This window comes from Paenochrobactrum pullorum, assembly GCF_041929845.1.
GTDB classification, from domain to species: Bacteria; Pseudomonadota; Alphaproteobacteria; order Rhizobiales; family Rhizobiaceae; genus Paenochrobactrum; species Paenochrobactrum pullorum.
This window is the reverse complement of record NZ_JBHEEH010000012.1, coordinates 56,342-81,078: the sequence shown is the minus strand read 5'-3', so window position 1 is coordinate 81,078 and position 24,737 is coordinate 56,342. Positions and strand designations below refer to the sequence as shown.

At 48.2% G+C, this 24,737-nt stretch carries 22 protein-coding genes; 8 read left to right on the top strand and 14 right to left on the bottom strand.

What is annotated here, in order from left to right; all coding sequences use genetic code 11:
* Position 1: 1 nt before the first annotated feature.
* The gene (locus JNC77_RS14235) at positions 2 to 550 is read right to left on the bottom strand and encodes a cupin domain-containing protein (RefSeq protein WP_374833627.1); all 549 of its coding nucleotides are present in this window, start codon (positions 548 to 550) and stop codon (positions 2 to 4) included.
* 153 nt (positions 551 to 703) lie between these two features.
* On the opposite strand from JNC77_RS14235, the gene aptA reads away from it, so the two are divergent.
* The gene (gene aptA / locus JNC77_RS14230; RefSeq protein WP_374833625.1) at positions 704 to 2,032 is read left to right on the top strand and encodes an omega-aminotransferase AptA; all 1,329 of its coding nucleotides are present in this window, start codon (positions 704 to 706) and stop codon (positions 2,030 to 2,032) included.
* An 84-nt stretch (positions 2,033 to 2,116) separates the two neighbouring features.
* Here aptA and JNC77_RS14225 read toward each other — a convergent pair whose 3' ends face one another.
* Positions 2,117 to 3,697, bottom strand: a complete 1,581-nt coding sequence (locus JNC77_RS14225) for a D-aminopeptidase (RefSeq protein WP_374833654.1) — start codon at positions 3,695 to 3,697, stop codon at positions 2,117 to 2,119.
* A gap of 202 nt (positions 3,698 to 3,899) precedes the next feature.
* On the opposite strand from JNC77_RS14225, the gene JNC77_RS14220 reads away from it, so the two are divergent.
* The 4 genes from JNC77_RS14220 to JNC77_RS14205 all read left to right on the top strand — a co-directional run bounded on the left by JNC77_RS14220 (position 3,900) and on the right by JNC77_RS14205 (position 8,509).
* Complete coding sequence (locus JNC77_RS14220; protein WP_374833623.1) at positions 3,900 to 5,597, top strand: thiamine pyrophosphate-binding protein; 1,698 nt, start codon at positions 3,900 to 3,902, stop codon at positions 5,595 to 5,597.
* A gap of 267 nt (positions 5,598 to 5,864) precedes the next feature.
* Entirely contained in the window at positions 5,865 to 6,683 is an 819-nt protein-coding gene (locus JNC77_RS14215; protein WP_374833621.1) for a MetQ/NlpA family ABC transporter substrate-binding protein, read from the top strand.
* Between the two features lie 127 nt (positions 6,684 to 6,810).
* The gene (locus JNC77_RS14210; RefSeq protein ID WP_374833619.1) at positions 6,811 to 7,863 is read left to right on the top strand and encodes a methionine ABC transporter ATP-binding protein; all 1,053 of its coding nucleotides are present in this window, start codon (positions 6,811 to 6,813) and stop codon (positions 7,861 to 7,863) included.
* Complete coding sequence (locus JNC77_RS14205) at positions 7,844 to 8,509, top strand: methionine ABC transporter permease (protein WP_374833617.1); 666 nt, start codon at positions 7,844 to 7,846, stop codon at positions 8,507 to 8,509. The genes JNC77_RS14210 and JNC77_RS14205 overlap by 20 nt, the downstream gene beginning before the upstream one ends.
* A gap of 85 nt (positions 8,510 to 8,594) precedes the next feature.
* On the opposite strand, the gene JNC77_RS14200 is transcribed toward JNC77_RS14205, so the two are convergent.
* Both JNC77_RS14200 and rpsU read right to left on the bottom strand, forming a co-directional pair.
* The gene (locus JNC77_RS14200) at positions 8,595 to 9,362 is read right to left on the bottom strand and encodes a tetratricopeptide repeat protein (RefSeq protein WP_374833652.1); all 768 of its coding nucleotides are present in this window, start codon (positions 9,360 to 9,362) and stop codon (positions 8,595 to 8,597) included.
* A 504-nt stretch (positions 9,363 to 9,866) separates the two neighbouring features.
* Positions 9,867 to 10,097, bottom strand: a complete 231-nt coding sequence (gene rpsU, locus JNC77_RS14195; protein ID WP_022712514.1) for a 30S ribosomal protein S21 — start codon at positions 10,095 to 10,097, stop codon at positions 9,867 to 9,869.
* Between the two features lie 462 nt (positions 10,098 to 10,559).
* Here rpsU and JNC77_RS14190 point away from each other — a divergent pair, with 462 nt between their 5' ends.
* Positions 10,560 to 11,738: an alpha/beta hydrolase gene (locus JNC77_RS14190; protein WP_374833615.1), complete on the top strand. Its 1,179-nt coding sequence runs from the start codon at positions 10,560 to 10,562 to the stop codon at positions 11,736 to 11,738.
* On the opposite strand, the gene JNC77_RS14185 is transcribed toward JNC77_RS14190, so the two are convergent.
* Positions 11,739 to 12,212 (bottom strand): MaoC family dehydratase, encoded by a 474-nt coding sequence (locus JNC77_RS14185; protein ID WP_374833613.1) that lies wholly within the window; start codon positions 12,210 to 12,212, stop codon positions 11,739 to 11,741.
* 114 nt (positions 12,213 to 12,326) lie between these two features.
* Between JNC77_RS14185 and JNC77_RS14180 the strand changes: the two genes are divergently transcribed.
* Positions 12,327 to 13,643: an NAD(P)H-dependent oxidoreductase gene (locus JNC77_RS14180; RefSeq protein WP_374833611.1), complete on the top strand. Its 1,317-nt coding sequence runs from the start codon at positions 12,327 to 12,329 to the stop codon at positions 13,641 to 13,643.
* A 53-nt stretch (positions 13,644 to 13,696) separates the two neighbouring features.
* Here the strand turns inward: JNC77_RS14180 and JNC77_RS14175 are convergent, their stop codons facing one another.
* From JNC77_RS14175 to JNC77_RS14140, 8 genes are all read right to left on the bottom strand, one after another.
* Entirely contained in the window at positions 13,697 to 14,413 is a 717-nt protein-coding gene (locus JNC77_RS14175) for an ATP-dependent Clp protease proteolytic subunit (protein ID WP_374833609.1), read from the bottom strand.
* 112 nt (positions 14,414 to 14,525) lie between these two features.
* Positions 14,526 to 15,926 carry an NAD(P)(+) transhydrogenase (Re/Si-specific) subunit beta gene (locus JNC77_RS14170; protein WP_374833607.1) on the bottom strand — a complete coding sequence of 467 codons (1,401 nt, stop codon included), beginning with the start codon at positions 15,924 to 15,926 and terminating at the stop codon, positions 14,526 to 14,528.
* Between the two features lie 11 nt (positions 15,927 to 15,937).
* Positions 15,938 to 16,357: an NAD(P) transhydrogenase subunit alpha part 2 gene (locus JNC77_RS14165; protein ID WP_184219429.1), complete on the bottom strand. Its 420-nt coding sequence runs from the start codon at positions 16,355 to 16,357 to the stop codon at positions 15,938 to 15,940.
* The gene (locus tag JNC77_RS14160) at positions 16,357 to 17,685 is read right to left on the bottom strand and encodes a Re/Si-specific NAD(P)(+) transhydrogenase subunit alpha (RefSeq protein WP_374833605.1); all 1,329 of its coding nucleotides are present in this window, start codon (positions 17,683 to 17,685) and stop codon (positions 16,357 to 16,359) included. Before JNC77_RS14160 ends, JNC77_RS14165 begins: the two co-directional genes overlap by 1 nt.
* 267 nt (positions 17,686 to 17,952) lie before the next feature.
* Positions 17,953 to 18,174 (bottom strand): aa3-type cytochrome c oxidase subunit IV, encoded by a 222-nt coding sequence (locus JNC77_RS14155; RefSeq protein WP_374833603.1) that lies wholly within the window; start codon positions 18,172 to 18,174, stop codon positions 17,953 to 17,955.
* Between the two features lie 146 nt (positions 18,175 to 18,320).
* On the bottom strand, positions 18,321 to 19,061 hold the full coding sequence (locus tag JNC77_RS14150; RefSeq protein WP_374833601.1) for an N-acyl amino acid synthase FeeM domain-containing protein: 741 nt from the start codon (positions 19,059 to 19,061) through the stop codon (positions 18,321 to 18,323).
* 148 nt (positions 19,062 to 19,209) lie between these two features.
* On the bottom strand, positions 19,210 to 21,519 hold the full coding sequence (locus JNC77_RS14145; protein WP_374833599.1) for a putative bifunctional diguanylate cyclase/phosphodiesterase: 2,310 nt from the start codon (positions 21,517 to 21,519) through the stop codon (positions 19,210 to 19,212).
* Between the two features lie 317 nt (positions 21,520 to 21,836).
* A complete protein-coding gene (locus JNC77_RS14140; RefSeq protein ID WP_374833597.1) occupies positions 21,837 to 22,580 on the bottom strand; it encodes an SDR family NAD(P)-dependent oxidoreductase in 744 nt (247 codons plus the stop codon).
* A gap of 350 nt (positions 22,581 to 22,930) precedes the next feature.
* Between JNC77_RS14140 and JNC77_RS14135 the strand changes: the two genes are divergently transcribed.
* Positions 22,931 to 23,692, top strand: a complete 762-nt coding sequence (locus tag JNC77_RS14135; protein ID WP_374833595.1) for a gamma-glutamyl-gamma-aminobutyrate hydrolase family protein — start codon at positions 22,931 to 22,933, stop codon at positions 23,690 to 23,692.
* 64 nt (positions 23,693 to 23,756) lie between these two features.
* Here the strand turns inward: JNC77_RS14135 and JNC77_RS14130 are convergent, their stop codons facing one another.
* Positions 23,757 to 24,728 carry a 2-hydroxyacid dehydrogenase gene (locus JNC77_RS14130; protein WP_374833593.1) on the bottom strand — a complete coding sequence of 324 codons (972 nt, stop codon included), beginning with the start codon at positions 24,726 to 24,728 and terminating at the stop codon, positions 23,757 to 23,759.
* Positions 24,729 to 24,737: the final 9 nt, after the last annotated feature.

The following is a 24,737-nucleotide window of genomic DNA, read 5'->3' as shown; positions in this document are numbered from 1 at the left end:
ATTAAAAACTTGGGGGCGTACAGGCGCTCACCACTTCGCAAGGCACCGGCCCTACACAGCGGAAACGATGCGGCAGTTTACTGTCAAAATAATAAGCGTCCCCTGGCCCCAAAATGCGCCGCTCGGAGCCGACAGTCACTTCAATGCGGCCGGAAATCACAATGCCGCCCTCTTCGCCCTCATGCACCAGCATGACCTTGCCAGTGTCAGCACCGGCTTCATAGCGCTCTTTGAGCAATTGCAGCGCACGATTGAAGAGATTTTCACCCACCTGCCGATAAGAAATGGGCCCTCGCCCAATCTCCACCAGCTCATTGGCCTGATAGAAAACCGTCTGCGGCACATCCGGCTCAAGTGCAAAAAATTCCGCCATCCCGATGGGAATACCATCGAGGATTCGTTTTAAAGCCCCCACCGACGGATTGCTCTGGTTGGCTTCAATCAGCGAAATGGTGGAATTGGTGACACCGGCACGTTTTGCCAATTCTCTTTGCGAGAGATTCTGCCGCATTCTGAGGGTGCGTAAACGTCCGCCAATATCCATATTCACAGCACTTCTCCTCCGATTACTGTTACTGATGTTGAATATATCAAACAATCACGAATTTGCACCTGTTTTTTCAATGGCTTAGTCTTTTGCAGAAAAGGACTTGTTGCGGCTCAGAAAGCATGAATATGATAGTGCCTGAAAGAGGAGATCGCTATGCTGACCAAAAACAATGCCCCGAGCCTTGAAAATTTCTGGATGCCGTTTACGGCTAACCGCCAGTTTAAGGCGTCCCCGCGTATTCTCGCTGGCGCTTCGGGTGTTTATTATACCGATATCGACGGCAATCAGGTTCTCGACGGAACCGCAGGTCTGTGGTGCTGTAATGCCGGACACGGTCGTAAGCGCATCACCGAAGCCGTTGAGCGTCAGCTATCCACCATGGACTTCGCGCCAACCTTCCAGATGGGTCACAATGTTGCTTTCGACTTTGCTGAAAAACTGGCAGCAATTGCGCCGGGCAAAGGCGATAAAAAGCTTGATCGTGTTTTCTTCACCGGTTCCGGTTCTGAATCCGTTGATACTGCGCTGAAAATTGCCATCGCCTACCAGCGCTCCATTGGTCAGGGCACCCGCACCCGCATAGTTGGTCGTGAAAAAGGCTATCATGGTGTGGGCTTTGGCGGCATTTCTGTTGGTGGTCTCGTCAACAACCGCCGCGTATTCCCGCAGATTCCTGCCTCCCATATGCGCCATACCCTCGACGTTGAACGCAATGCTTTCAGCAAAGGTCTGCCTGAGCATGGTGTTGAACTTGCGGAAGATTTGGAACGTATCGTACAGCTGAATGGTCCTGAAACCATTGCCGCCGTTATCGTTGAACCTATGTCCGGTTCTGCCGGTGTTATTCTCCCTCCCAAGGGCTATCTGGAACGTCTGCGCGCGATTGCCGACAAATACGGCATCCTGCTGATCTTTGATGAAGTCATCACCGGCTTCGGACGTCTCGGAACACCTTTTGCTGTTGATTATTTCGGTGTTGAACCGGATATGATGACCACTGCAAAAGGCCTGACCAACGGTGCCATTCCGATGGGTGCTGTATTTGCGACCAGCAAGATCTATGATGGTCTGATGACCGGTCCGGAAAACGCCATCGAGCTTTTCCACGGCTACACCTATTCCGGCCATCCGGTTGCATCCGCTGCCGGTATTGCAACATTGGAAATCTATGCTGAAGAAGGTCTGCTCACCCGTGCAGCTTCTCTGGCTGACCATTGGCAGGAAGCATTGCATTCGCTTAAAGGTCTGCCGCATGTCATCGACATCCGCAATATCGGCCTTGTTGGTGCGATTGAACTGTCATCACGTCCCGATGCTGTCGGCGCCCGTGCATATGATGTCTTTGTTGATTGCTTCCACAAAGGTCTGCTCATCCGCGTCACCGGCGACACCATTGCGCTGTCACCGCCACTGACCATCGAAAAAGAGCAGATCGACACCATCGTGTCGACGATTGCCGATGCATTGAAGCGCGTTGCATAAATAAGACGAATGAACAAAAAAGCCGCGGAAGATATCTTCCGCGGCTTTTTTTATTGTCTTCAATAAAACTCAAATTATGCACTTTTAAATTTTGCGATAATTCAAATTATGCGCCAGCCAGCAACCAACACGAATACCGGCAATATTGCCTAATGTGTCGCGCTGGAAAACCAGCGTCCAATCGCCGGGTGCCGGTGCATCCATCGAACGCTGGCATGGCAGCAACCACACATCACCACCCGCATAATATACCGGCTGCATGTTGCTTTTGCCCAAAAACCCCTCAAAAGCTGCATAAAAAGCCGTACCAACTTTTTCAACAACCACAGCCGCATCCAATTCACCGCAATAATAACGACCACAAATATTGGGGGTTTCCGCTTTCACAAGCTTTCGGCATTCAAGCACCAGTTTTTCGGCATCACGGCGCAAATGCACAATGTCGCCATCGCGCTTCAAACTGGTCAAGCCATTGGTGGCTTCACTCTCGCTCACAACACGCACCATTTCAGCAGACGTGCCAAGACGGCATTTCATCTGGCCTTCTGAAGCTTTTGAAAGCGTGATCGACAGGCCGGTGCGCTCATCCAGATAATCGCCATACCATGCTGCATCAACAGCAACGGGTGCCGCATCATTTGCAGCCTTGGCCTCACCCAATGCCACCCGCATCAGATCAAGACAAGCACCATAAGCGCTGCTTTCATGGTTGAAGAGAATGATGGCAGACAAGCGTTCATCCTGCGAATGGAAGCGCTGGCAACGCCAACCATTCAGTGCACCACCATGACCGCTCAAACGATATTTGCCTGCATCTGCATATTTCAAGCCCATACTATAAGGGCTGGCACTACCATCGGCAAAGGTCTGCGGGCGCGACAAGCGACGATAAATGCCGTTTTCATCATCGCGGGTTTTATCGATAAAAATTTCCCATGCGATCATGTCTTCAAGGGAAGCCACCATACCGGCATCACCGCTCCAATGGATGCGGTTTTTTGCAGGTTTAAAACCGGTGACAATATCACCAACATAGCCAACGCAATCAGTAAATGTGCCGGTATTCGGTCGCAGTTCTGCGGTTTTCATCTCTGCCGGATCAAAGATCCGCTCACGCATCAAATCAATCAGCGAGCGACCAGTGTGCTGCTCGATCAATTCGTCAACAATGCGAAAATTACCGTTATTGTAAGAATATTCAGTGCCGTGCAAAAACTGTACATGCTGCATACGTTTCAATAATTTACGCGCATCTTCGGGCAAAAATTCGCCTTCCGGATCAGCCCCGCATAAAACCGTCAGCGCCCAATAATCGCGCAAACCTGACTGGTTGTTGCAAAGCTCTCGCACTTTCGGCAGTTCGTCTTTAAAATCATGGAAAAACTTGGCAAAAGCCGCATCCAGCACTTCCGGCTCACCCACCGCATCCAGCAAGGTGGCACAGGTAAATTGTTTGGTCACCGAGCACATAGCAAAGCGCGTATCGGGCTTTATTTCACGGCGCGATGTTAAATCCGCATAGCCCCAGCATTGCTTTAAAACAACTTCACCGTCTTGAATAACCGCGACCGCACCACCTGGTCCTTTATAGAGATCAGGCAATGAATTGACGTATTTTTCAATATCGGCAAAATTTTTTATAGCCGGAGAATTTTGGCGGGGCATCATTTTCACTTCTTCTGGTTCGTCAAACGTCTGCATAGTTCAAAACAGCTGATAATACTGCTTACGCATGGCATCATGACACTTGGTCATCAAATTCAAGCTATGCGGCAGCGCTCAGCTGTGCTGAAATCATGATAATCAAATCAGACCTTTGGTAGCCTAAATCCAAAGCAGTTACGAGCTAAAAACGGGAACAAAAATCATGACAGATCACGCGCATCAACGCACAGGCGGGCAATTGCTGGTGGATGCGCTCATCCATCAGGGAGTGGAGCGTATTTTCTGTGTTCCGGGCGAGAGCTATCTGGCTGTTTTGGATGCGCTGCATGATAAACAAGATAACATTGATCTGATCGTCTGCCGTCAGGAAGGCGGTGCCGCTTATATGGCAGAAGCTTACGGTAAAATGACCGGAAAACCGGGTATCTGTTTCGTCACCCGCGGCCCCGGCGCCACCAACGCGTCCATCGGTGTGCATACCGCTTTTCAAGATTCCACCCCGATGGTGCTGTTTATCGGACAAGTGGCCAGCGATCAGGTCGAGCGCGAAGCCTTTCAGGAAATCGACTATCGCCGCATGTTTGGCCAGATGGCTAAATGGGTGGTGCAAATCGATGATCCGGCACGCATTCCGGAGCTTGTCAGCCAAGCCTTTCATCGTGCGCTTAATGGTCGCCCCGGCCCCGTTGTCGTGGCACTACCGGAAGATATGCTGACCTCACTTGCCATAGCACAGGATGTGCCAGCCGCTCGCCAAGTGGAAATGCATGCAGCCCCTTCGCAATTACAGGAAATGCTGGAGCATTTAAGCCAAGCCAAACGACCAATGCTGATTGCCGGTGGTGGCGGCTGGAATAAAGAAGCTGTCGCCAATTTGCAGCGATTTGCCGAACATATGCATATTCCGGTCGCTGCATCCTTCCGCTGTCAGGATTTATTCAACAATCTTCATCCGCTTTATGCCGGTGATCTCGGCACCGCAGTCGGGCCGCAACTGGCAGAAAGCATCAGGCAGGCTGATCTTTTGCTGGTGCTTGGCGCGCGTTTGGGCGAAATGACCACCCAGGGCTATGCTTTGGTTGAAGCGCCAGTGCCGCAACAAAAACTGATCCATATTCATACCGGAGCCGAAGAACTCGGCCGCGTTTATTATCCAACATTAGGCATCAATGCCAGCATGCCAGCCTTTTGCCGTGAAGCGGCAAAACTCGCACCAATCCACAATCCGGCCGATAAACCGGTATGGCAGGACTGGACACAAAAACTGCATCAGGACTTCCTCCAGCACATCCAGACACCCACTATTCCGGGTAAGGTGCAAATGGGCGAAATCATGGAATGGTTAAAAGCCCATGTGAAAGCCGATACGATCATCACCAATGGCGCGGGAAATTATTCCTCATGGGCGCATCGTTTTTATCAATATAATCAATTTCGCACCCAACTTGCGCCTACCAATGGCTCGATGGGCTATGGCGTTCCGGCTGCCATTGCCGCCAAATTGCAATATCCTGAACGGATGGTTTTAGGTTTTGCCGGTGACGGCTGCTTTTTGATGAATGGTCAGGAACTGGCAACGGCTGCACAATATGGTGCCAATGTTATTTTCATCGTCATCAATAATGGCATGTATGGCACCATCCGCATGCATCAAGAGCGCACCTATCCGGCGCGTGTTTCCGGCACAGGCTTGCAAAATCCTGATTTTGCCGCTCTTGCTCGCGCTTATCACTGCCATGCCGAGCTGGTTGAAAAAACAGAAGATTTCGCCCCTGCATTTGAACGATGCGAAAAATCAGGCAAACCATCATTGATTGAAATCCGCATTGATCCGGAAGCACTGTCGCCCAAAATGACATTGAGCCAGATGCGCGAGCAAGGTTTTGCCAAACAAAAATAACTAAAAATCCCTTATAAAAGCCCTGATCAATATCAGGGCTTTTTTGTATGATTCACCGCTTGAAACAGCCACTTTCCGATAAATGACAAACGAATCCTGAAATACCAACTTTCCGGTGAAACAATCACTGCGCATATGGCCTCAGTAGAATATTTTTCCTTGTTTAACGGCAAATTACAGTGAATTATCAAAAATAATTCAAAGTGAGGGGAAGTTTAAACCCTTTGCAGAGATCGTTAGAAATTAATACTCGTCAAAGGGCACAAAATGACACAAGATATCTCGCGCAGAAACAGCCTCAAAGCAATTTTGTTTGCAGCCACCGCATTCAGCCTCGGTCTTGCTCCCCTCGCAGTTCAGGCACAAGATGCCGTTAAAGTCGGCATCATGGGCGGTGAAGACGAATCCGTCTGGAAAGTTGTTGTTGAAGAAGCGGCGAAAAAAGGCCTTACAGTCGAGACCGTTATTTTCAACGATTACAACCAGCCAAATGAAGCGCTGAATCGTAAAGAAATTGACGCCAACTCCTTCCAGCATTCCCCGTTTTTGGATGCCCAGATCCAGCAGCATGGTTATAAAATCAGCGTTGCCGGTTACACAGCTGTTTGGCCGATCGGTATTTATTCCCGCAAGCTGAAATCACTGGATGACGTTAAAGACGGCGCAGTGATCGGTGTGCCAAATGACCCATCCAACGAAGGTCGTGCGCTACGCGTATTGGAACAGCATGGCATTATCAAGCTGAAACCGGATGCCGGTGTGCTGGCCACACCTATCGATATCATCGAAAACCCTAAAAATGTCGATATCAAAGAGCTTGATGCAGGTGTAGTAGGGCGTGCGATTGATGATCTTGATATTGCCATCGTTAATAATGATTGGGCAGCCAAAGCCGGTCTCGAGCCAAAAGATGCCATAGGTTGGGAAAGCCGCGAGAACAACCCGTATAACAACTTCATCGCTGTGCGCACTGATGATCTGGACAAAGATTGGGTAAAAACCCTCGTCAGCTCTTTCCAGAACGATGCGGTGAAAGCCGAGCTTGACCGCGCCTATAAAGGCACTGGTATTCCTGCCTGGGAATAAGCCTCTCAGGCATTAAAACAAACCGCGCCATAGCTTTGGCGCGGTTGCTTTTTGAGCATATTTCTATAATCAGAAAAAATTGCAAAATATCTGAGTGCTGAGTGATAATTAAGAAAGACATCAGACCGTGCCCACAGAGCCAGACGCTGCCAATATTGTCGAATTAGAAAACGTAACACGGTTTTTTGGCACGACACCTGCGATTAACGGCATTACTTTAAATGTTAAGCGGGGTGAGATTTTAGGAATTATCGGGCGCAGCGGTGCCGGTAAATCCACCCTCATTCGTTGCATTAATGGTTTGGAAAAACCCAATAGCGGCTCCATCCGCATTGAGGGCCGCGAGATTTCCAACTTAACCGAAAGCCAGTTGCAACCGGTTCGACGCCGTGTCGGCATGGTGTTCCAGCATTTCAATCTGCTGTCGGCCAAAACGATCGAAGATAATATTGCACTGCCGTTGAAAATTGCCGGTCAAAAGCCTGAACAGCGCAAAAAGCGCGTTGCAGAATTGCTGGATCTTGTCGATCTTGCCGACAAAGCAAAACATTATCCGTCGCAATTATCCGGTGGCCAAAAACAACGTATCGGCATTGCGCGTGCACTCGCCGCAGAGCCTGCGCTTTTATTGTCTGATGAAGCCACCTCTGCGCTTGATCCGGAAACCACGCAGTCCATTCTGGAATTGTTAAAAAACATCAACAAACAGCTTGGTCTCACCATTTTGCTGATTACCCACGAGATGGATGTCATCCGCCGCATTGCCGACCGCGTCATTGTGCTTGATAAAGGCGAAATCGTCGAGCAAGGCTCCGTCTGGCAGGTTTTTGCTCATCCATCTGCTGCAACCACGCAAAGCCTGTTGCAAGTGCTGACACCGCAACTACCGCAAACCATCGCCAGCCGCCTGACTTCAAACAGCAATGATGACGCTGTGGTTCGGGTTAAAATTTCCGGAGTGGATGCAAGACGGCCGCTTTTCAATGATCTGACCTATGCGACAGCTGTAACAGCCCATTTGTTGCATGGCAGCATGGATACCATCCAGGGTCAGCCAATCGGCACATTATTCTTACAAATTTCAGCCAATGACCAAAGCCGCCTGAAAGCTGCAATTGATTATTTGACCCAAAATTCAGACGCAACGGAGGTGCTTGGTTATGTCTCAGGCGATGCTTAATCTTCTCTGGCGCTCTTTCTGGGAAACTATCCTGATGACCGGCATGTCGAGCTTGATCTCGTTAGTTGTCGGCCTGCCGCTTGCCATCATCATGGTGATGACAGAGCGCGGCGGATTGGCACCAAATCGCACTATCAATATGATACTCGGCGCTTTTATCAACGGTTTCCGTTCCGTGCCTTTCATCATTTTGCTGGTGGCGCTTATTCCGCTCACCCGCCTCATTGTCGGTACGGCTATCGGCACATGGGCATCGATTGTGCCACTTTCCATCGCTGCCATTCCTTATTATGCGCGCATCGCAGAAGTATCTTTGCGCGAAGTGGATAACGGCTTGATTGAAGCGGCCCGCTCGATGGGTGCCAACCGTTGGACGATTATCCGTGATGTGCTGGTACCTGAAGCCATGCCTAGTATTGTCTCTGGCTTTACCGTCACCATCATCACGCTTATCGGCGCGTCTGCCATGGCGGGTGCCATCGGTGCCGGAGGTTTGGGCGACCTTGCCATCCGCTATGGTTATCAGCGTTTTGAAACCACCATCATGATTGCCGTTGTTGCTATTTTGATTGTGCTTGTCTGCGGTATTCAATGGATCGGCGATCGTATCACTGCCCGCGTCGATAAACGCAATATGAAAGCTTGACGGGCTCAAATCGAAGACAAAAAAAGTCGCGATGAACATCCATCGCGGCTTTTTTATTCACCAAACTTAATCTTCAGCCAATCACTTAACGGGTACGTGACAGACCATCTTTGGCAGGCTTATAGTTCGGGTCAAGCTGCACGGCGCGCGCATAAGATTTAGATGCTTTATCACGCTCGCCACGCTGCTCGTAAACCAGTGCCTGATTGGCCCAGCTTTCCGCCAAGCGATTATCAAGATTGATGGCTGCGTTAAAATCATCAAACGCATTATCGTAATCGCCAAGTGCTACATAAGAAATACCGCGGCCATTATAGGGTTCAGGTGCGGTTGATTGCAGCGACAAAGCGGTCGAGAAATCTTCAATTGCCTGTTTGTGCTGGCCACGCGCCTGATAAATCAAACCACGATTGTGATAGGCACGGCCATTGGTGGTATCTTGCTCAATCGCTCGGTTGAAATCAGCCATTGCCTGATCGAGACGCCCCGCCAAACGATAAACATTGCCGCGTCCGATATAGGCCGCATCATATTGCGGATTGATCTGCAAAGCACGGCTATAATCTGCAATCGCCTTGGCATTATCGCCCATATAACGATAGATTAATGCACGGTTGGAATAAGCCTGATAGAAATTCGGATTAAGCTGCAAAGCTGTGTCGAAGTCCTTCAGCGCATCTTTGTAGCGCCCCGCCTTGCCATAGGCAGAACCGCGCACATTATAGCCTTGCGGATCACGCGGATTAGCCTGAATAACAGCTGTCAGCGAACCGATATTCTGCGAAGATGCCTGTGCCAGATCCACAGTCGTCAGACCGCTATTGCCAGCGCCCTGACAACCTGCCAGCAGCATGGAAACAAGTCCGAGCGTCGCCAGACTTTGAAGCGAATGTGAACGGACAGCATGGCGCAAGCCAGCCTGATAAGGTGCTCCAGATCGCAGTCCCAATGGCATGTCCTTTCAACTCAAAACATGGTCGCCGTCGTGCTACAAGCACCATGGCCATCATGCGGTCTCTAAAATCCAGCGTAACAGAACGGATATAATTCCATTATATTGCCCGTGATTTTTATGAAACTTAAGTTAGTTTAACTTGAGCGCCCTGACAATGCAGCAAGCGCAAGAAAGCAATTCAGAGCGCCTGATACTGACTTATATGCAACTATGCTTGGCATCCAAATAAACAGCAGACATGCAAAAAGGTGGCAGCGATTAACATCACTCCACCTTTGCAAAGTCTTTAAGCTTTTCACATCAACCATCACTTAAGCCGGTTCATGTTTTATCTTTAAAGCAGTAAACTTGAATAAGCTTACCAAGCCATATGCCGTGACAGCATATGCATTTTAAAGATAATTAGCGGGCAGCTACGCGGCCGCCGCCTACAAGACCTTCACGCTGCGCGCGCTTACGAGCCAGCTTACGAGCGCGGCGAACGGCTTCAGCCTTTTCGCGAGCACGCTTTTCTGAAGGTTTTTCATAATGACCGCGCATTTTCATTTCGCGGAAAATACCTTCGCGCTGCATCTTTTTCTTGAGAGCGCGGAGAGCCTGATCAACATTGTTATCGCGGACGAGTACCTGCACGTGTAATCCCGTTTCGGTTAGAATTTCGTTATAGCCTGAGCCTCAGGGGTCTTTAAAACATTCGATGATAATGAAAAATTATCAAAACGCCCAAAGGCACCCAAGCTTCGCAACGGTCTACCGCTGCAAATTGGTGTTGGCTAATAACAGAATGGCGCTGCCCTGTCCACATCCCACAAGAGATTTCCTGCATTTGAGCGCGATTTATTCAAAAATCAGGGGTTAAACTCATTTCTATCAAACAAATTCAGCCTGTCATTAGCGGATTATTCACCGGAATCTTTCATAAGCAGCCACCATTTTACTTTCAAGAATCATAAAAAAGCCTATGGCGATTCTTAAAAAACTCGCTTTATCGTGATCAAGTCGGCACAGTTTCTTCACAATCACGCTTTATCAGGCAGTCTTTCAACTGCGGTTCCATTTTTGTCCCCCTTGCCTATAGATTGCAATCACCCCGCCATGCATATTCAAAAACGTCTGGTCGTCCAGTTCACAGGCTATGAAGGCCTCCATGCAAAAGCCATTCGCGGTCGTCATATTCAGGCGGTGAATGACTTCGACAAATTGTGGCACGTTAAATCTACAGTTGGAGCAATCAATAAAACAAGCGACTTCACCTCCACAATGCAGGTGACGAGCAAGGCGGAAAACTGGCAGACAGAAAGCGAATTTTGCCAATTCAGCTCGGCTGAAATTTACGATCATTATGCAGCACGCAACACGATCACCCGTATTATCACCGGCTTTCGCGCCTTTGCCAGCATTGTGCTGACCGGCACACTTTATCGCTATGCCCGCAATAGCTGGCGCTTTGTGCTGTTTTTCCTTTGGCCGTTTTTATTATCTGCCACCCTCATTGCCATCACCGGCATGATTGCTGCCGCACCTTTAATTGTCGGCCTCTCGATGCTCCACCTCTTCTGGTCTCTACCTTTGAGCCTGATGATCGCAACCATACTCATCCGCCATCCCGGTGATAAACTGTTCTTTTCTTATCTGCTGGATGATTGGTCTGCCGCTTATGACCGCGTCAAAGGCAAAAGCCCTCTGCTTCAAAAACAACGTACCGATTTTGCCGAAAGCTTAACCAAAAAGCTGCAGACAACAGATGCGCAGGAAGTGATTGTCTTTGCGCACAGCCTTGGCTCGGTGCAGGCGATAGAGGCGCTGGCAGATGTTTGGCGTGAGCACCCTGACTTATTACGCAAACAACCTGTATCGCTGCTGATAACCGGCTCCTGCCTGTTGATGATCGCTCTTCATCCACGCGCCAAAGCTTTGCGTGAAGATGTTCGTCTCATCATGGAAGACAGTCCTGTTCTATGGACTGAAATTCAGGTGCTCACCGATATTATTCATTTTTATGGTTCAGATCCGGCGAAAGCACTTAAAATCAACGCTGGCCAAAAACCACTTATTCATCATATGCGTTTTAAACATATGCATAGTGAAAAACGTTACCAACGTGCCAAGGGCAATTTTTTCCGCATGCATTTGCTTTACTTAAAAGGTGCACAGATCAAAAACTTTTATGATCCGGGCATGATGCTGCACGGGCCATTCTCATTGCAATATTTAGCAACCGAACATTGGGGGCAACCCGCCCCCATAGATCATATTGAAGTAAGTAACACTTAATCAGTCTTCAGGCGGCGCGACCACTGCAATGGTCAACCATGTGGCGGTCAATGCTGGTTTGATCGAGCCTTCCACTTCCAAAGTCACTTCATAGTGATTGACCACACGGCCTGAAGGGCGGATATCGGCATCGACCAGTTTAAAACGTGCACGCACACGCGCGCCCGATTTAACCGGTGTCATAAAGCGCACTTTATCAAAGCCGTAATTGATGCCCATCGTAGCACCTTCAATCATCGGCAATGCTTCATAAGCAAGGGTCGAAAGCAGCGACAGCGTCAAAAAACCATGAGCAATCGTACCGCCAAATGGCGTTTCAGCCGCTTTTACCGGATCCACATGGATGAACTGATGATCATCGGTTGCATCCGCAAACTGGTTGATCATTTCTTGCGTCACCACGCGCCATTCGGAACAACCAATTTCAGTGCCGATGGCCTCACGTACCTGATCCAGCGTAATTGCGTCTTTCATAGAACTATCTATCCAACTTAACTGATGATGAATCGACTTTTAGCCAATTGCCGATTATTGAACACTAGACTTAATCAGCAAGACAACCACAATCAATCCATGTGGAGGATATAAATGGCAACCAATGTGGAACTGATCGGCCTTGCACGCGATATGCAAGCACGCGCCGACACCGGTAAACCTGTTCGCATCGGCTTGATCGGCTGTGGCGAAATGGGCACCGACATTGTCACAGCTGTTGCCCGTATGCCCGGCCTGAAAGTAGGCGCGATCTCCACTCTGACGCTCTCCAACGCCTTGCGTGCTGTCGACATTGCCTATCAGGAATCAGGCCATGCGCGTGAAGTCACCACGCTTGATGATCTTAATGCCGCGATGGAAGCAGGTAAAATTGCTGTCACCGGTAATGTGGATCATATTCTTGATAGTGGCCTGATCGACGTGATTGTTGACGCAACCGGCATTCCGGCCGTGGGCGCGGAAATTGGCCTGCGCGCAATGGAGCATGGCAAACATCTTGTGATGATGAATGTCGAGGCCGATGTCACTATCGGCGCCTATTTGAAAACCGAGGCCGAGCGTCTCGGTGTTACTTATTCGCTTGGCGCGGGCGACGAACCATCCTCCTGCATGGAGCTGATCGAATTTGTGACCGCAATGGGCTATCCGATTGTTTCTGCCGGTAAGGGTAAAAACAATCCGCTCAATATTGATGCTATTCCTGATGATTATATGGAAGAAGCCAAGCGCCGTAACATGAATGTGCGCTTGCTGGTGGAGTTTGTCGACGGCTCCAAAACCATGGTGGAAATGGCAGCCATTGCCAATGCCACCGGCCTTGTACCGGATAAAGCCGGTATGCACGGCCCTGCTGCATCAATTGACCAGCTTGCCAGCGTGCTCATTCCGGAAAAAGACGGCGGTGTGCTTTCTCGTAAAGGTGTAGTCGATTTCAGTATCGGCAAAGGTGTGGCACCCGGCGTCTTCGTCGTGGCCGAGATGTCGCATCCGCGCATTATCGAGCGCATGGAAGACCTGAAGCTTGGCAAAGGCCCTTACTTCACCTTTCATCGTCCTTATCACCTCACCTCTTTAGAAGTGCCCCTCACCTGCGCCCGTGTGGCGCTTTACGGCAAAGCAGATATGGTGCCACTTTCCAAGCCGGTGGCAGAAGTTTGCGCACTGGCTAAAAAAGATATGCAAATTGGCGAAAAACTCGATGCGATCGGTGAATATTGCTATCGTTCATGGATTATGACTGCGCAAGAAGCCCGCAGTGTAAAAGCCATTCCTTGCGGTATGCTAACCGGTGCTAAAGTGATCAAGCCGATTAAAAAAGGCGAGCTCATCACCTATGACAATGTGCAAATTCCGGCCGGTTCGAAACTGGCAGAGTTGCGCGCCCGTCAGGACAAGATGATTTACGGTTAAAGAAATTGCGCCCGATCCTTTTACATCGGGCGCAAAATTCTCTACCAACCCAATTATTCGAACTTTGACGGCTTATCAAAAATATAAAAAGCTGCACCGGCAGGCAAAATTTTCTCTGCTAACTTTTGCGACATACCAATCTTAATAGCATCTTCAGTATTAAGCGATTTTGCAAAATATTCAGCTTTAGCAATATCCGCAATTTCCTGTTTGTTAAGTGTTGTACAAGCGGTGTAAATATCAATCATATCATCAGAAATTTTATCTAGCTCCCTTCCTAATCGCCGGACCACATCTGGCCTACCTATTTCATTCAGCGTAGTCGAAGGAGCGTGCAAATAGAACTCGTTTTGCTTAACCGCGCTTCGCTCAGAACTGGCGCAGTAAAGAAGAGTTGCCATTGAAGCGACGAAACCCGCGCCAATAGTTTTAACTGGAATGACAGAGCTTTTTATAGCCCAGTAACCAGTCCATCCAGCACGAACCTCACCACCTGGACTATTGATATATAAGTTGATAGCGCGCGCCTTAGGGTAGTTGATGTTAATTGTGTCCAGCGCTTGTTGTAACTCTACAACCTTATTTTCAGTGACATCGCCATAAAAAAATACATTAACATCCTTGCCGTCGACCTTTGCAACTTCAGTCTCCTTACTCTGATCAACAGGTGCGTCCCTCTTCGTAGGAAATACAGTGCCGGTTTCAGCATGTGAAATCTGCACAAACGCAGTCAGCAAACCGGTTACAAGCAGTATCTTTTTGCAAATCATTTACGCTCCAATACATGTAATAAAATAACAAATAATATTAAAATAAAAAAAGGGCGGCTTCTTCCGAAAACCGCCCTTTTTTTTAATATTCCAACTTTATTTTAGCGCATGCTTAATGATCCAGTGCCTTGACGATATTTTCAACCATCTTCTTGGCATCGGCAAAGAGCATCATGGTATTGTCGCGGAAGAACAATTCGTTTTCCACGCCGGCATAACCGGAACCCATGCCGCGCTTGATAAACAGAACCGTGCCAGCCTTATCAACATCCAGAATAGGCATACCAAAGATCGGTGACTTCGGATCTGTTTTCGCCGATGGGTTGGTCACGTCATTCGCACCAATCACGAAGGCAACATCAGCCGTGGCGAACTCGGAATTGATGTCTTCCAGTTCAAACACTTCATCATAAGGCACGTTCGCTTCCGCCAACAGCACGTTCATGTGACCCGGCATACGACCGGCAACCGGATGGATGGCATATTTAACTTCAACGCCTTCGGCCTTTAGCTTGTCAGCCATTTCACGCAGCGCATGCTGTGCCTGTGCAACCGCCATACCATAACCTGGTACGATGATGACTTTGGCCGCATTTTTCATGATGAAAGCCGCGTCATCTGCCGAACCCTGCTTGACCGGACGCTGCTCAACTTCACCGGCAGGACCTGCCGCTGCATCAGCACCAAAGCCGCCAAGGATCACAGAGATGAACGAGCGGTTCATACCCTTACACATGATATAGCTGAGGATCGCACCGGACGAACCCACCAGAGCACCGGTGATGATCAGTGCCAGATTGCCAAGCGTAAAGCCGATACCAGCTGCTGCCCAGCCCGAATAGGAGTTGAGCATCGACACAACCACTGGCATATCCGCGCCACCGATCGGAATGATGATCAAAACCCCGAACAGCAGTGAAAGTGCTACAATCAGCCAGAACACGGTATGGCTTTCGGTCATCACCAGCACCACCACCAGTGCTACAATGGCAATAGCCAACGCTGCATTGATAAAATGGCGACCCGGCAGCGTGATCGGTCGTCCGGACATACGCCCGTCGAGTTTCAAAAACGCAATGACCGAACCAGTGAAAGTGATCGCACCAATGGCAACACCAATGGATATTTCCACCAAAGCCTGTGCATGAATGGAGCCGACTTCACCGATACCAAAGGAAAGCGGCGAATAAACCGCTGCCGCTGCCACCAGCACCGCTGCCATACCGATCAGCGAGTGGAAGGCCGCAACCAGCTGCGGCATTGCCGTCATGGCAATGCGACGCGCAATCACCGCACCAATACCGCCACCAATAGCAATACCGGCAATGATCATGAGAAGACCATTTACGCTTGGACGCGCCAATGCCAAAGTGGTCAGGATGGAAATAGCCATACCGACCATACCATACATGTTACCCTGACGGCTGGTGGTCGGATGCGACAGACCCCGCAATGCCATAATAAACAGCACGCCGGAAACCAGATAGAGAAAGGCCGCTAAATTAACACTCATTATACAGCCTCTCACTTATCTTTTTTCTTATACATGGCGAGCATGCGCTGGGTGACCAGAAAGCCGCCAAAAATATTCACACTGGCAAGGATAAGAGCAACAAAGCCAAATCCGGTTGCCCAACCGCTTAATGAAAGTCCAACGGCCAGCAAAGCGCCCACAACGATAACGGAAGAAATCGCGTTGGTAACCGCCATCAAAGGCGTGTGCAGTGCAGGTGTGACCGACCAGACCACATAATAACCAACGAAAATCGACAGAACAAAAATGGCCAGACGGAAGACGAACGGATCAACCACGCCGCCTGAAGCCTGATGCACAACAGCGGCTGCGGCATCACCCAGTCCGGTTGTACCTTCTGCGGCCTGACGCACGGCTTCCATAGCATCGCTCAAGCCGTTCAGAGCTTTTTCAAGTGCAGAATTTTCCATTATGCTTCTCCTCCGCCTTTGGGTGTTTTAGGCGCAGTTTTACGCTTTTGTGCTGCTGGCTTTTCAGCAACAGCCTTGCTCGTTACAGCTTTAGTGGCTTTTGCCTTGGCTGCTACCTTCGGCTTTGCAGCCGTTTCTTTCACTGCCTGCGCTTTATCTACAGCAGGCTTTTCTGCCTTCGTCGCCACCTGAACAGGAAGATTTTCAAAAGCTTGATGAACAATCTTGCCTTCATGAGTCAACAGTGTTGCCTTGACCAACTCGTCTGCCGGATCAATCGAGAAAATCTTGCTGTCTTTATTCACCAAAGTTTCCAGAAAGGCATAAAGGTTACGCGCATAAAGCTGCGAAGCAGTTGCAGCAATGCGGCCTGCCACATTGTGATGACCAACGATTTTAACGCCGTTTGTTTCCACAACTTCGCCAGCTTTGGCACCTTCAACATTGCCGCCGCGTTCAACCGCCAGATCGACCAATACAGAGCCCGGTCGCATACTGGCAACCATTTGCGCAGACACAAGCTTTGGCGCCGGACGACCCGGAATAAGTGCTGTCGTAATCACAATATCTTGCTTGGCAATGTGATCTGCGATCAGTGCTGCCTGTTTGGCCTGATAATCTTTCGACATTTCTTTGGCATAACCACCGGCAGTTTCTGCGGCTTTAAATTCTTCATCTTCCACAGCGATGAATTTGGCACCAAGAGATGCAACCTGCTCTTTAGCAGCAGGACGCACGTCGGTGGCAGTCACCACTGCACCAAGACGTCGAGCGGTCGCAATCGCTTGCAAGCCGGCAACGCCCGCACCCATGACAAACACACGTGCTGCCGAAACAGTGCCAGCCGCCGTCATCATCATCGGCAATGCGCGGTCATATTCAGCGGCAGCATCAATCACCGCCTGATAGCCGGCAAGGTTTGCCTGTGAAGACAAAACGTCCATCACCTGCGCGCGCGTTATGCGCGGCATGAATTCCATAGTGAAAGCAGAGATACCAGCTTGCGCAAGCGCTGCCACTTCTGCCTCCGCCCCATACGGATCAAGCATGGCAAAAAGCGCGGCACCACGTTTATAGGTTTTCAACTCGCTTGCAGAAGGACGGCGCAGTTTTAAAATAATATCTGCGTTTGCAGCATCTGCTGCGGAAACAATACGTGCACCCGCGCCTTCATATTCCTTGTCGGTAATACGGGATTTTTCACCCGCCCCCTTCTCAACGATGACATCAAATCCAAGGGCGGAAAACTTCTTCACCGTCTCTGCTGAAGCCGCTACGCGACTTTCAGTCGAATCTGATTCTCTGGCTATAAATAGTGTTTGGGCCAAGCTTATCTCCCTCTTATCAAGGTCCGAACACTACAGAGCAGCCTTCAGACCTCACACATCTTTTACAAACAATACCAATTCAAAAGACCAGTCATCACTCTGTCAGCCGCTTAATAATAAGCAGCTGACAAGAAGCACCCGAACTGGAGCGGAGTAACAGCATATTTTTGTCAACAAAACATCGCTCACGCTGAATGAGAGCGCTAAATTATTGATTTAAAATATTTTTGTCACTCTTCCAAGTGGAAAAACTGACTTCTTATAAATTCAAAGAATAAACCAGGCAGCAATCATCACTAAAAAGAAAACAACTGCGCCGGAGATGAAACCTCCGACAAAAAAGCCGAATGCCATTGCAATCAGCAAAGAAACCAAAGCCGTCGTGCCCCATTTTACCAGGCTCACAAAACCATTATAGGTCTGCACATGCTCCGGATAATCCATAGGAGCGCCAAGTTCCAACGACGAATTATTTGCTGTATTTGCCATTTTTTGTTCACCCATTCTGATCATTGATAGTTTTCATATCGAAATTACGACAAAAGTTCAATCTATTGACTGTAAATCTGGGATTTACGCATCAGAAAAAGTGAAAACCGCTGAACCAGCCATATTTTCACCAAAATTTATAAAAGTCAGCTGTCTTTAAAAGTATATTTGGCGGTGGGTAATATAGTCAGCGGCACCGGCCCTGCTGACACATCGGCAAACATCGCACGCCTTTCATGCGGCTGCGAATTAAAGAACGGAAAGCGCTCCATCACATTATCGCGGATTGCTTTAATCGGCGCACCGCTTAACCCCACCAAAATGCCATAACCTTGATGTGAGCGCGGTTCGGCCAAAATAACAGATTTAAAAATCCGGCGATAAAAAGCCATATGCTCAGGCTTAACAGCAGATAGACATTGGTCGGCCGCAAAGAATTCAGATGCCATCGTGGCAATACGCAAGGTCATATAAGGAATGGCCGGATATTCGCTTAAAACAGAAGGTTCGGCAGCAAAACGCGTGGGATCTACAAAACTTTCGCCTCTGTCCAGCATCGGATCAAGAATATCGGGGAAAAGCGCATAGCTCGTGCCCTTGCGATGTTCCGGTGTAATATGATGAACGCGCAAGGTGCTGACCAGTTGACCGTCAATATAAACACCATAGACATAAGCATGACTATCAAGATCAATATCATCTACAATGGAAGGCACCCTGCCTGCATCCATCACGTTACGCGTCATATAGGAGCGATATCGCAACCTGCCGATTTCTTCCAGATCTTCGCCACTGATAACCCGGCGATATTCCACCCGATCCAGGAATTGCAATAATTGTCTGGCAAAATTAGAAACAGGCGGCTTTGCCGCCGTTGTACCCGTCATTCAATAAGCCCCGCCACCCAAGACATTGAAACAATCGCGAAGCAGTCATCAAACATGCTCCCGATTTTTTAAATTTGATCATATCTCAAGTGAATCATCACGCAGGAACTGTCAATATCAAATAAAATATTCAGCGATTTGCTTGAATTTATGTGGAAGGTATATGCGGCAAAACTGTGCCGTTACTGCTTAATATCGGCCTCCCGATATAGTCAGGCACAGAAGTTACCGGCATCGGTTTTCCCATCAAATAACCTTGAATGAGGTCAGCACCTGCCGCAATACGCACCAACGCCAACTGCTCTTCGGTTTCAACACCTTCAACCGTAACACCAAGTCCCAATTCATGAGAAAGATGGGTCACACCACGCAGCAACATCAAGGAACGGCGGTCTTCGACAATGTTACGAACAAACGAGCGATCAACCTTTACCTTGGTCAATGGCAAAGAATTCAGATAGCTGAGGCTTGAATAACCGGTCCCAAAATCATCCAATGCAATATTGATACCCTCATTTTTTAAAGATTGCAGCACCAGAGCGGTATTATAACCATCATTAATAATCGCACTTTCTGTTACCTCCACTTCCAAAAGATGCGGAGGAAGCTTGGCATTAGTCAAAGCATCCGCAATCATTTGGGTAATATTGGTATTGGCCAGATCAATCGCCGACAAGTTGACGGAAACACCGACCTCACCGCCCCATTTTGCACAATCAAGACATGCCTGGCGCAGCATGAAGCGGGTAATTTCTGAAATAACCCCCATTTCTTCCGCCAACGGAATATATTCGGCCGGAGAAATAGCGCCCAATTCGGGATGCTCCCAGCGCGACAGCGCTTCACATGCAACGACACGTAATGAATGAGCGCTGACTATCGGTTGATAAACAACGCTTAACGCACCCTCTTCAATAGCTTTGCGCAATTCGCCTTTTAAGCGTTGGCGGCTGCGATATTTGACATCCATTGCCTCTTCAAAAATTGCCCATTTCTTATTTTCATTCGCTTTGGCTTCATAAAGCGCCAAATCGGCACGAATATGCATATCGCTGGCATCACATTGTCCGGCTTCGCAAATTGCAATACCCATATTCACATTAACAAGAACCTGAGCCGCATCCAGTTTATATATACCGGTGACAGCTGATTGAATTTGTTTAACCACAGCTTCAATCTCGGATTGTTCATTAAGGGCTGCAACATAAACAACAAATTCGTCTCCGCCAAAGCGTGAGACGACAAAATGTTTTGAATCCAATTCACCCAAGCGAACAGCAAAAAGCCTGAGCAACTCATCACCGGCATGATGTCCCAGCGTATCATTAACATGTTTGAAATGGTTGATGTCGATGACGATCAGGCCGGAATAAGGGACCTTCGGATTTTGCGTTTTTAATGAGCGCACCATTGTATCGAAATAACTCCGGTTCGGCAGTCCCGTCAAACTGTCATAACGTGCCATATGCTGGATTTGAGCTTCAGCTTCCACACGCTGGGTTACATCGTCGAGAATTAGAACAGTGCCACTATCTTCACTTAAATTACCGATGCACTCAACATAGCGATTATTGGCAAATTGAAAAATATCACGTTTGCGCATGCCGCTTAAAATATCATCCATACGCGCGCTGATATTACGAAAATCATTATGGGGAAACACGCCCTGCCTGCTGCAATAACGCAAAACGGTTTCTATCGAACGGCCTTGCATCCGAGTACCCTCGGCGATACGCAGCATTTCAACGGCGCGATCATTAATCACCGATATATTTTTGTCGGCATCAAACATGATCAGCCCTTGCGGCATATTATTCAATGCCGCATCGAAACGACTGGCAACGATTGAAAGACTATGTTTGCCCATAATGGCTTCAAACAGGAAGCGGCGCAAACCATTCGCCATCTGAATATTGGTCAGAAAATACGGTACCAGCAAGAGACCGGCCACCATCTGAAAACGCGTACCGCCAAGAAAAAAACCAATAAGAACAGGAACAATAGCCGAAATCGACATCAATAACACAGCCGCCGCAGACGGATAATTGCGCCCGACAATCGATGCGACCGAACCCATTAAAATTGCAAGACTGGTCAATTCAGCAAACGGATCACGCGCTACATAAGTACTGTAAAAACAAACGAGTCCCAACAGCAGACAAACAAGCGAGGCCCCGATAAGATAGCGCGCCTCCCAATGGTCGAGCTGCGCATGAGTCATTGATACGGTTCTGGCACGATCAAAATATGACATGTCCAACAAACGGCCACTGGTCACAATGCAAAAAGCAACGCAAAACCAAAGATAAGCGACATCAAGGGTTTTTAAAAAAATAACGCAACAACCAACTAAATGAGCGACAAGACCGAACCAAAGGGTCGTCCGGTGCCCGTAGAGCGACCGCATAAAAGATAGCCGAACATCTTCTGGTATATCAGTACGCCGGCGTTTTGCCATTTTCTGCCTAATTCCCCTTAACTGCCGCACAATACAGAGAATCCATTAAAAAATGATTTCCAATATCAAACTCAATAGTTGTAGCGCATTAATAGTTACAACCTAAAAAGCAATAAAAACAATATACCTCAAGTATTGTTTTTATTATTATAATCATCATTAAGAAAAATAAGTCTTAAGACTGCACATTCAGATCATGTATGGACTGTCATACTAAGAAAATTAAAATATATATATTTTATGCAGATTTAAACTGAACTCTGTTTTTATGTAAATTTTGGCACGTCTGATCAATGCATTAAACTGTCAGTTTTCACTTATAAATGGTGTCCGCCATCAATAGTCACAATCGTTCCGGTCATATACGCACTGGCATCGGATGCAAGCATCAAAACCGCACCGTCAAGATCGCATAAATCGCCAAGACGCCGCATCGGATTTTGTGCTTTTAAAAAACCTGCAGCCGGGCCTTCCAATAGTTCCGAATTAATGCCCGTGGGAAACCAACCCGGCGCAATAGCATTGACACGGATGGAGTTTTGCGCCCATTCCACCGCCAATGCCCGCGTCATCTGCGAAATCGCCGCCTTTGACATTGAATAAGCCGCGGCTCCTTTTTGCACGCGTTCTGCCAAAATACTGGTTGTATTGATGATCGATCCAGCTTTTTTGGCCGCAATCATCCGCTTGGCAGCGGTTTGTGCAACCATGAATGCACCGGCCACATTGACGCTGAATATATGCTCCAGCATTTCATAATCAGTATCGAGTGCCCGCGCTTGATGGGCAACACCGGCATTATTGAAAACGACATCAACCGCACCGAATTTGGCTTCTGCCCTGTCAAAAATGCTCACAATTTCTACGTGGTTTGTGACATCGGCGTTTATATAATAAACGCGATCAGAATGAACTTGTGGCTCATGTTGGGTAAAACCGACACAAACAACTTGCGCACCATGCTCTGCAAGAACTGAAACAATCCGCTGCCCGATGCCCGATGATCCGCCGGTTACAACAATGACTTTATCCTTGACGGAAAATAGCTCCCTGCCCGTCATACTTCCCCTCAATTTAAAATCTTTTTACCCATTGGTCATAATATACTTTCAAAACCACCTACAAGACTATTTGCCAAAACTTTTATCCAATCAGGCACATAATCTGGCTTTCCCCCATAAAAGCATGTTTTATGCACAATTTTTGCCCTAAATTGAACAGATGAACGACATTGGCACATCTTCTGTTTGAACAAAAAATATTTATACCCCCTCATTGCATCTGGATCGGCAATTGAGAAATCTCCGCACAATATCTATATTCTTCCTACCTATCAAAACGGACTGCACAAATCGCAATTCTGTCCTTTATATAAGGCAGTAATAATTATTTTTTATAACAGGGTTATTCTATGTCCGACATAAAGCGTCCGCTTGTTGCTATTCCATCAGACCTCAAAACAATCGACAATGTCAGCTGGCATGCTATTTCTGAGCAATATCTGATTGCTGCTGCTGAAGTTGCCGGCCTTACCCCGATCATGATTCCGGCTCTGGGCGCTGCAATCAGCATTGAGACGATTTTGGAAGCCGTAGACGGTGTGCTTCTTTCCGGTTCAGCCTCGAATATTTACCCCGACCATTATGGCGCTGAGGCGAGCCAGGCTTATGAACCTTTTGATCAAGCACGTGATGCCACAACACTGCCGCTGATCCGCAAAGCGATTGAAAAAGGCGTGCCGCTTTTAGCCATTTGTCGCGGATTACAAGAGCTCAATGTGGCGTTGGGCGGTTCATTATCCAACGAGGTTCAAGAAATCGAAGGCCGTAAAGATCATCGCGCACCGACCACCGAAGTTCGTGATGAGCTTTATGGTCTTGCGCATCCGGTGACAATTGAAGCCAATTCGTGCCTTGCAACCATTATCAATGCGGAAACAATTACGGTAAACTCCCTGCATCGTCAGGCAATCGACACTTTGGCACCGAGCCTGACTGTCGAAGCAATGGCCGAAGACGGCACCATTGAAGCGGTTTCCGTGAAAAATGCCAAAAGTTTTGCCATCGGCACACAGTGGCATCCTGAATATTGGGCAAAGACCGATGCGCCCTCGCGCCAAATTTTTGAAGCTTTTGGTGATGCTGTGCGCGCCCATCATCAAAAACGCAGCTGATTGCTATTAAATTCGTCATTTAAAAAAACCCCGCATTGAATACTCTATGCGGGGTTTTTTTGAATTAGTATTTACGGGTCACTGTTTGAGTTTCAAAGACGGGTGTCACCACCTCGCCCGAACCAAACCAGCCAAGCAGATTATCAATCACCAGTTTGCTCATATTCAGTCGAGTTAGTTCCGATGCTGAAGCAACATGCGGCAGCAATACGACATTGTCCATTTGCATCAATTCTTCCGGCACATGCGGTTCTTTTTCAAATACATCAAGTCCGGCAGCTGCAATCACCCCGTCCTGAAGTGCTTTAATGAGCGCTTTTTCATCCACCAGCGAACCGCGCCCGACATTAATCAATACACCGTTTTTACCCAAAGCTTCCAACACATCTTTATTGACAGCATGAGTGGTTTCTGCACTGGCCGGCGCCACTAAAATCAGCGTATCCACCGCTTTGGCAAGCTCAATCAGACTTGGATAATAGGTGTAGGATACATCCGAAGCTTTGCTGCGATTGTGATATGAAATTGATAAATCAAAAGCTTCCAATCGACGTGCAATTGCTTTGCCAATCCGTCCAAGGCCAAAAATACCGACTTTGCGCTCACGCAATGAGAGTTTGGAAAGCGGATAACCGCTTTGTTTCCATTTACCCTGCAATAGATGATTCTGCGCGCGCGGCAATTCACGCACAGTATTGATGAGCAAGCCAACAGCGGTATCCGCCACTTCTTCGGTCAAGACATCCGGCGTATTGGTCACCATAATATTTTTTTGCGCCGCATATTTGGCATCAATACCATCATAGCCAACGCCAAAATTACCAATGATTTCCAAATTCGGCAGTTGATCCATCAAGCTATTAGAAAATCTGACCCCGATACTATTAATGACAGCTTTAATCGCGGGCAGTCTATCCGCTTCAAGTTTGCTGCCATCCCCGTCAATCAAATGGATGAGATCAAATTCGGGTTTTAATCTTTCCAACACTGTTGTGTTAAACTTGCCCAAAACCAGAATTGTTTGTTTCTGTTCCATAACCGCATC

Bases quoted from the DNA above. Each gene is read 5' to 3' on its own strand.
- JNC77_RS14175 (WP_374833609.1), bottom strand. From the start codon at position 14,413: ATGATTTGCAAAAAGATACTGCTTGTAACCGGTTTGCTGACTGCGTTT.
- JNC77_RS14155 (WP_374833603.1), bottom strand. From the start codon at position 18,174: ATGGCAAATACAGCAAATAATTCGTCGTTGGAACTTGGCGCTCCTATG.
- aptA (WP_374833625.1), top strand. From the start codon at position 704: ATGCTGACCAAAAACAATGCCCCGAGCCTTGAAAATTTCTGGATGCCG.
- JNC77_RS14225 (WP_374833654.1), bottom strand. From the start codon at position 3,697: ATGCCCCGCCAAAATTCTCCGGCTATAAAAAATTTTGCCGATATTGAA.
- JNC77_RS14205 (WP_374833617.1), top strand. From the start codon at position 7,844: ATGTCTCAGGCGATGCTTAATCTTCTCTGGCGCTCTTTCTGGGAAACT.
- JNC77_RS14170 (WP_374833607.1), bottom strand. From the start codon at position 15,926: ATGAGTGTTAATTTAGCGGCCTTTCTCTATCTGGTTTCCGGCGTGCTG.
- JNC77_RS14215 (WP_374833621.1), top strand. From the start codon at position 5,865: ATGACACAAGATATCTCGCGCAGAAACAGCCTCAAAGCAATTTTGTTT.
- JNC77_RS14130 (WP_374833593.1), bottom strand. From the start codon at position 24,728: ATGGAACAGAAACAAACAATTCTGGTTTTGGGCAAGTTTAACACAACA.
- JNC77_RS14165 (WP_184219429.1), bottom strand. From the start codon at position 16,357: ATGGAAAATTCTGCACTTGAAAAAGCTCTGAACGGCTTGAGCGATGCT.
- JNC77_RS14190 (WP_374833615.1), top strand. From the start codon at position 10,560: ATGCATATTCAAAAACGTCTGGTCGTCCAGTTCACAGGCTATGAAGGC.
- JNC77_RS14145 (WP_374833599.1), bottom strand. From the start codon at position 21,519: ATGGCAAAACGCCGGCGTACTGATATACCAGAAGATGTTCGGCTATCT.
- JNC77_RS14200 (WP_374833652.1), bottom strand. From the start codon at position 9,362: ATGCTGCTGGCAGGTTGTCAGGGCGCTGGCAATAGCGGTCTGACGACT.
- JNC77_RS14150 (WP_374833601.1), bottom strand. From the start codon at position 19,061: ATGACGGGTACAACGGCGGCAAAGCCGCCTGTTTCTAATTTTGCCAGA.
- JNC77_RS14135 (WP_374833595.1), top strand. From the start codon at position 22,931: ATGTCCGACATAAAGCGTCCGCTTGTTGCTATTCCATCAGACCTCAAA.
- JNC77_RS14140 (WP_374833597.1), bottom strand. From the start codon at position 22,580: ATGACGGGCAGGGAGCTATTTTCCGTCAAGGATAAAGTCATTGTTGTA.
- JNC77_RS14180 (WP_374833611.1), top strand. From the start codon at position 12,327: ATGGCAACCAATGTGGAACTGATCGGCCTTGCACGCGATATGCAAGCA.
- JNC77_RS14185 (WP_374833613.1), bottom strand. From the start codon at position 12,212: ATGAAAGACGCAATTACGCTGGATCAGGTACGTGAGGCCATCGGCACT.
- JNC77_RS14220 (WP_374833623.1), top strand. From the start codon at position 3,900: ATGACAGATCACGCGCATCAACGCACAGGCGGGCAATTGCTGGTGGAT.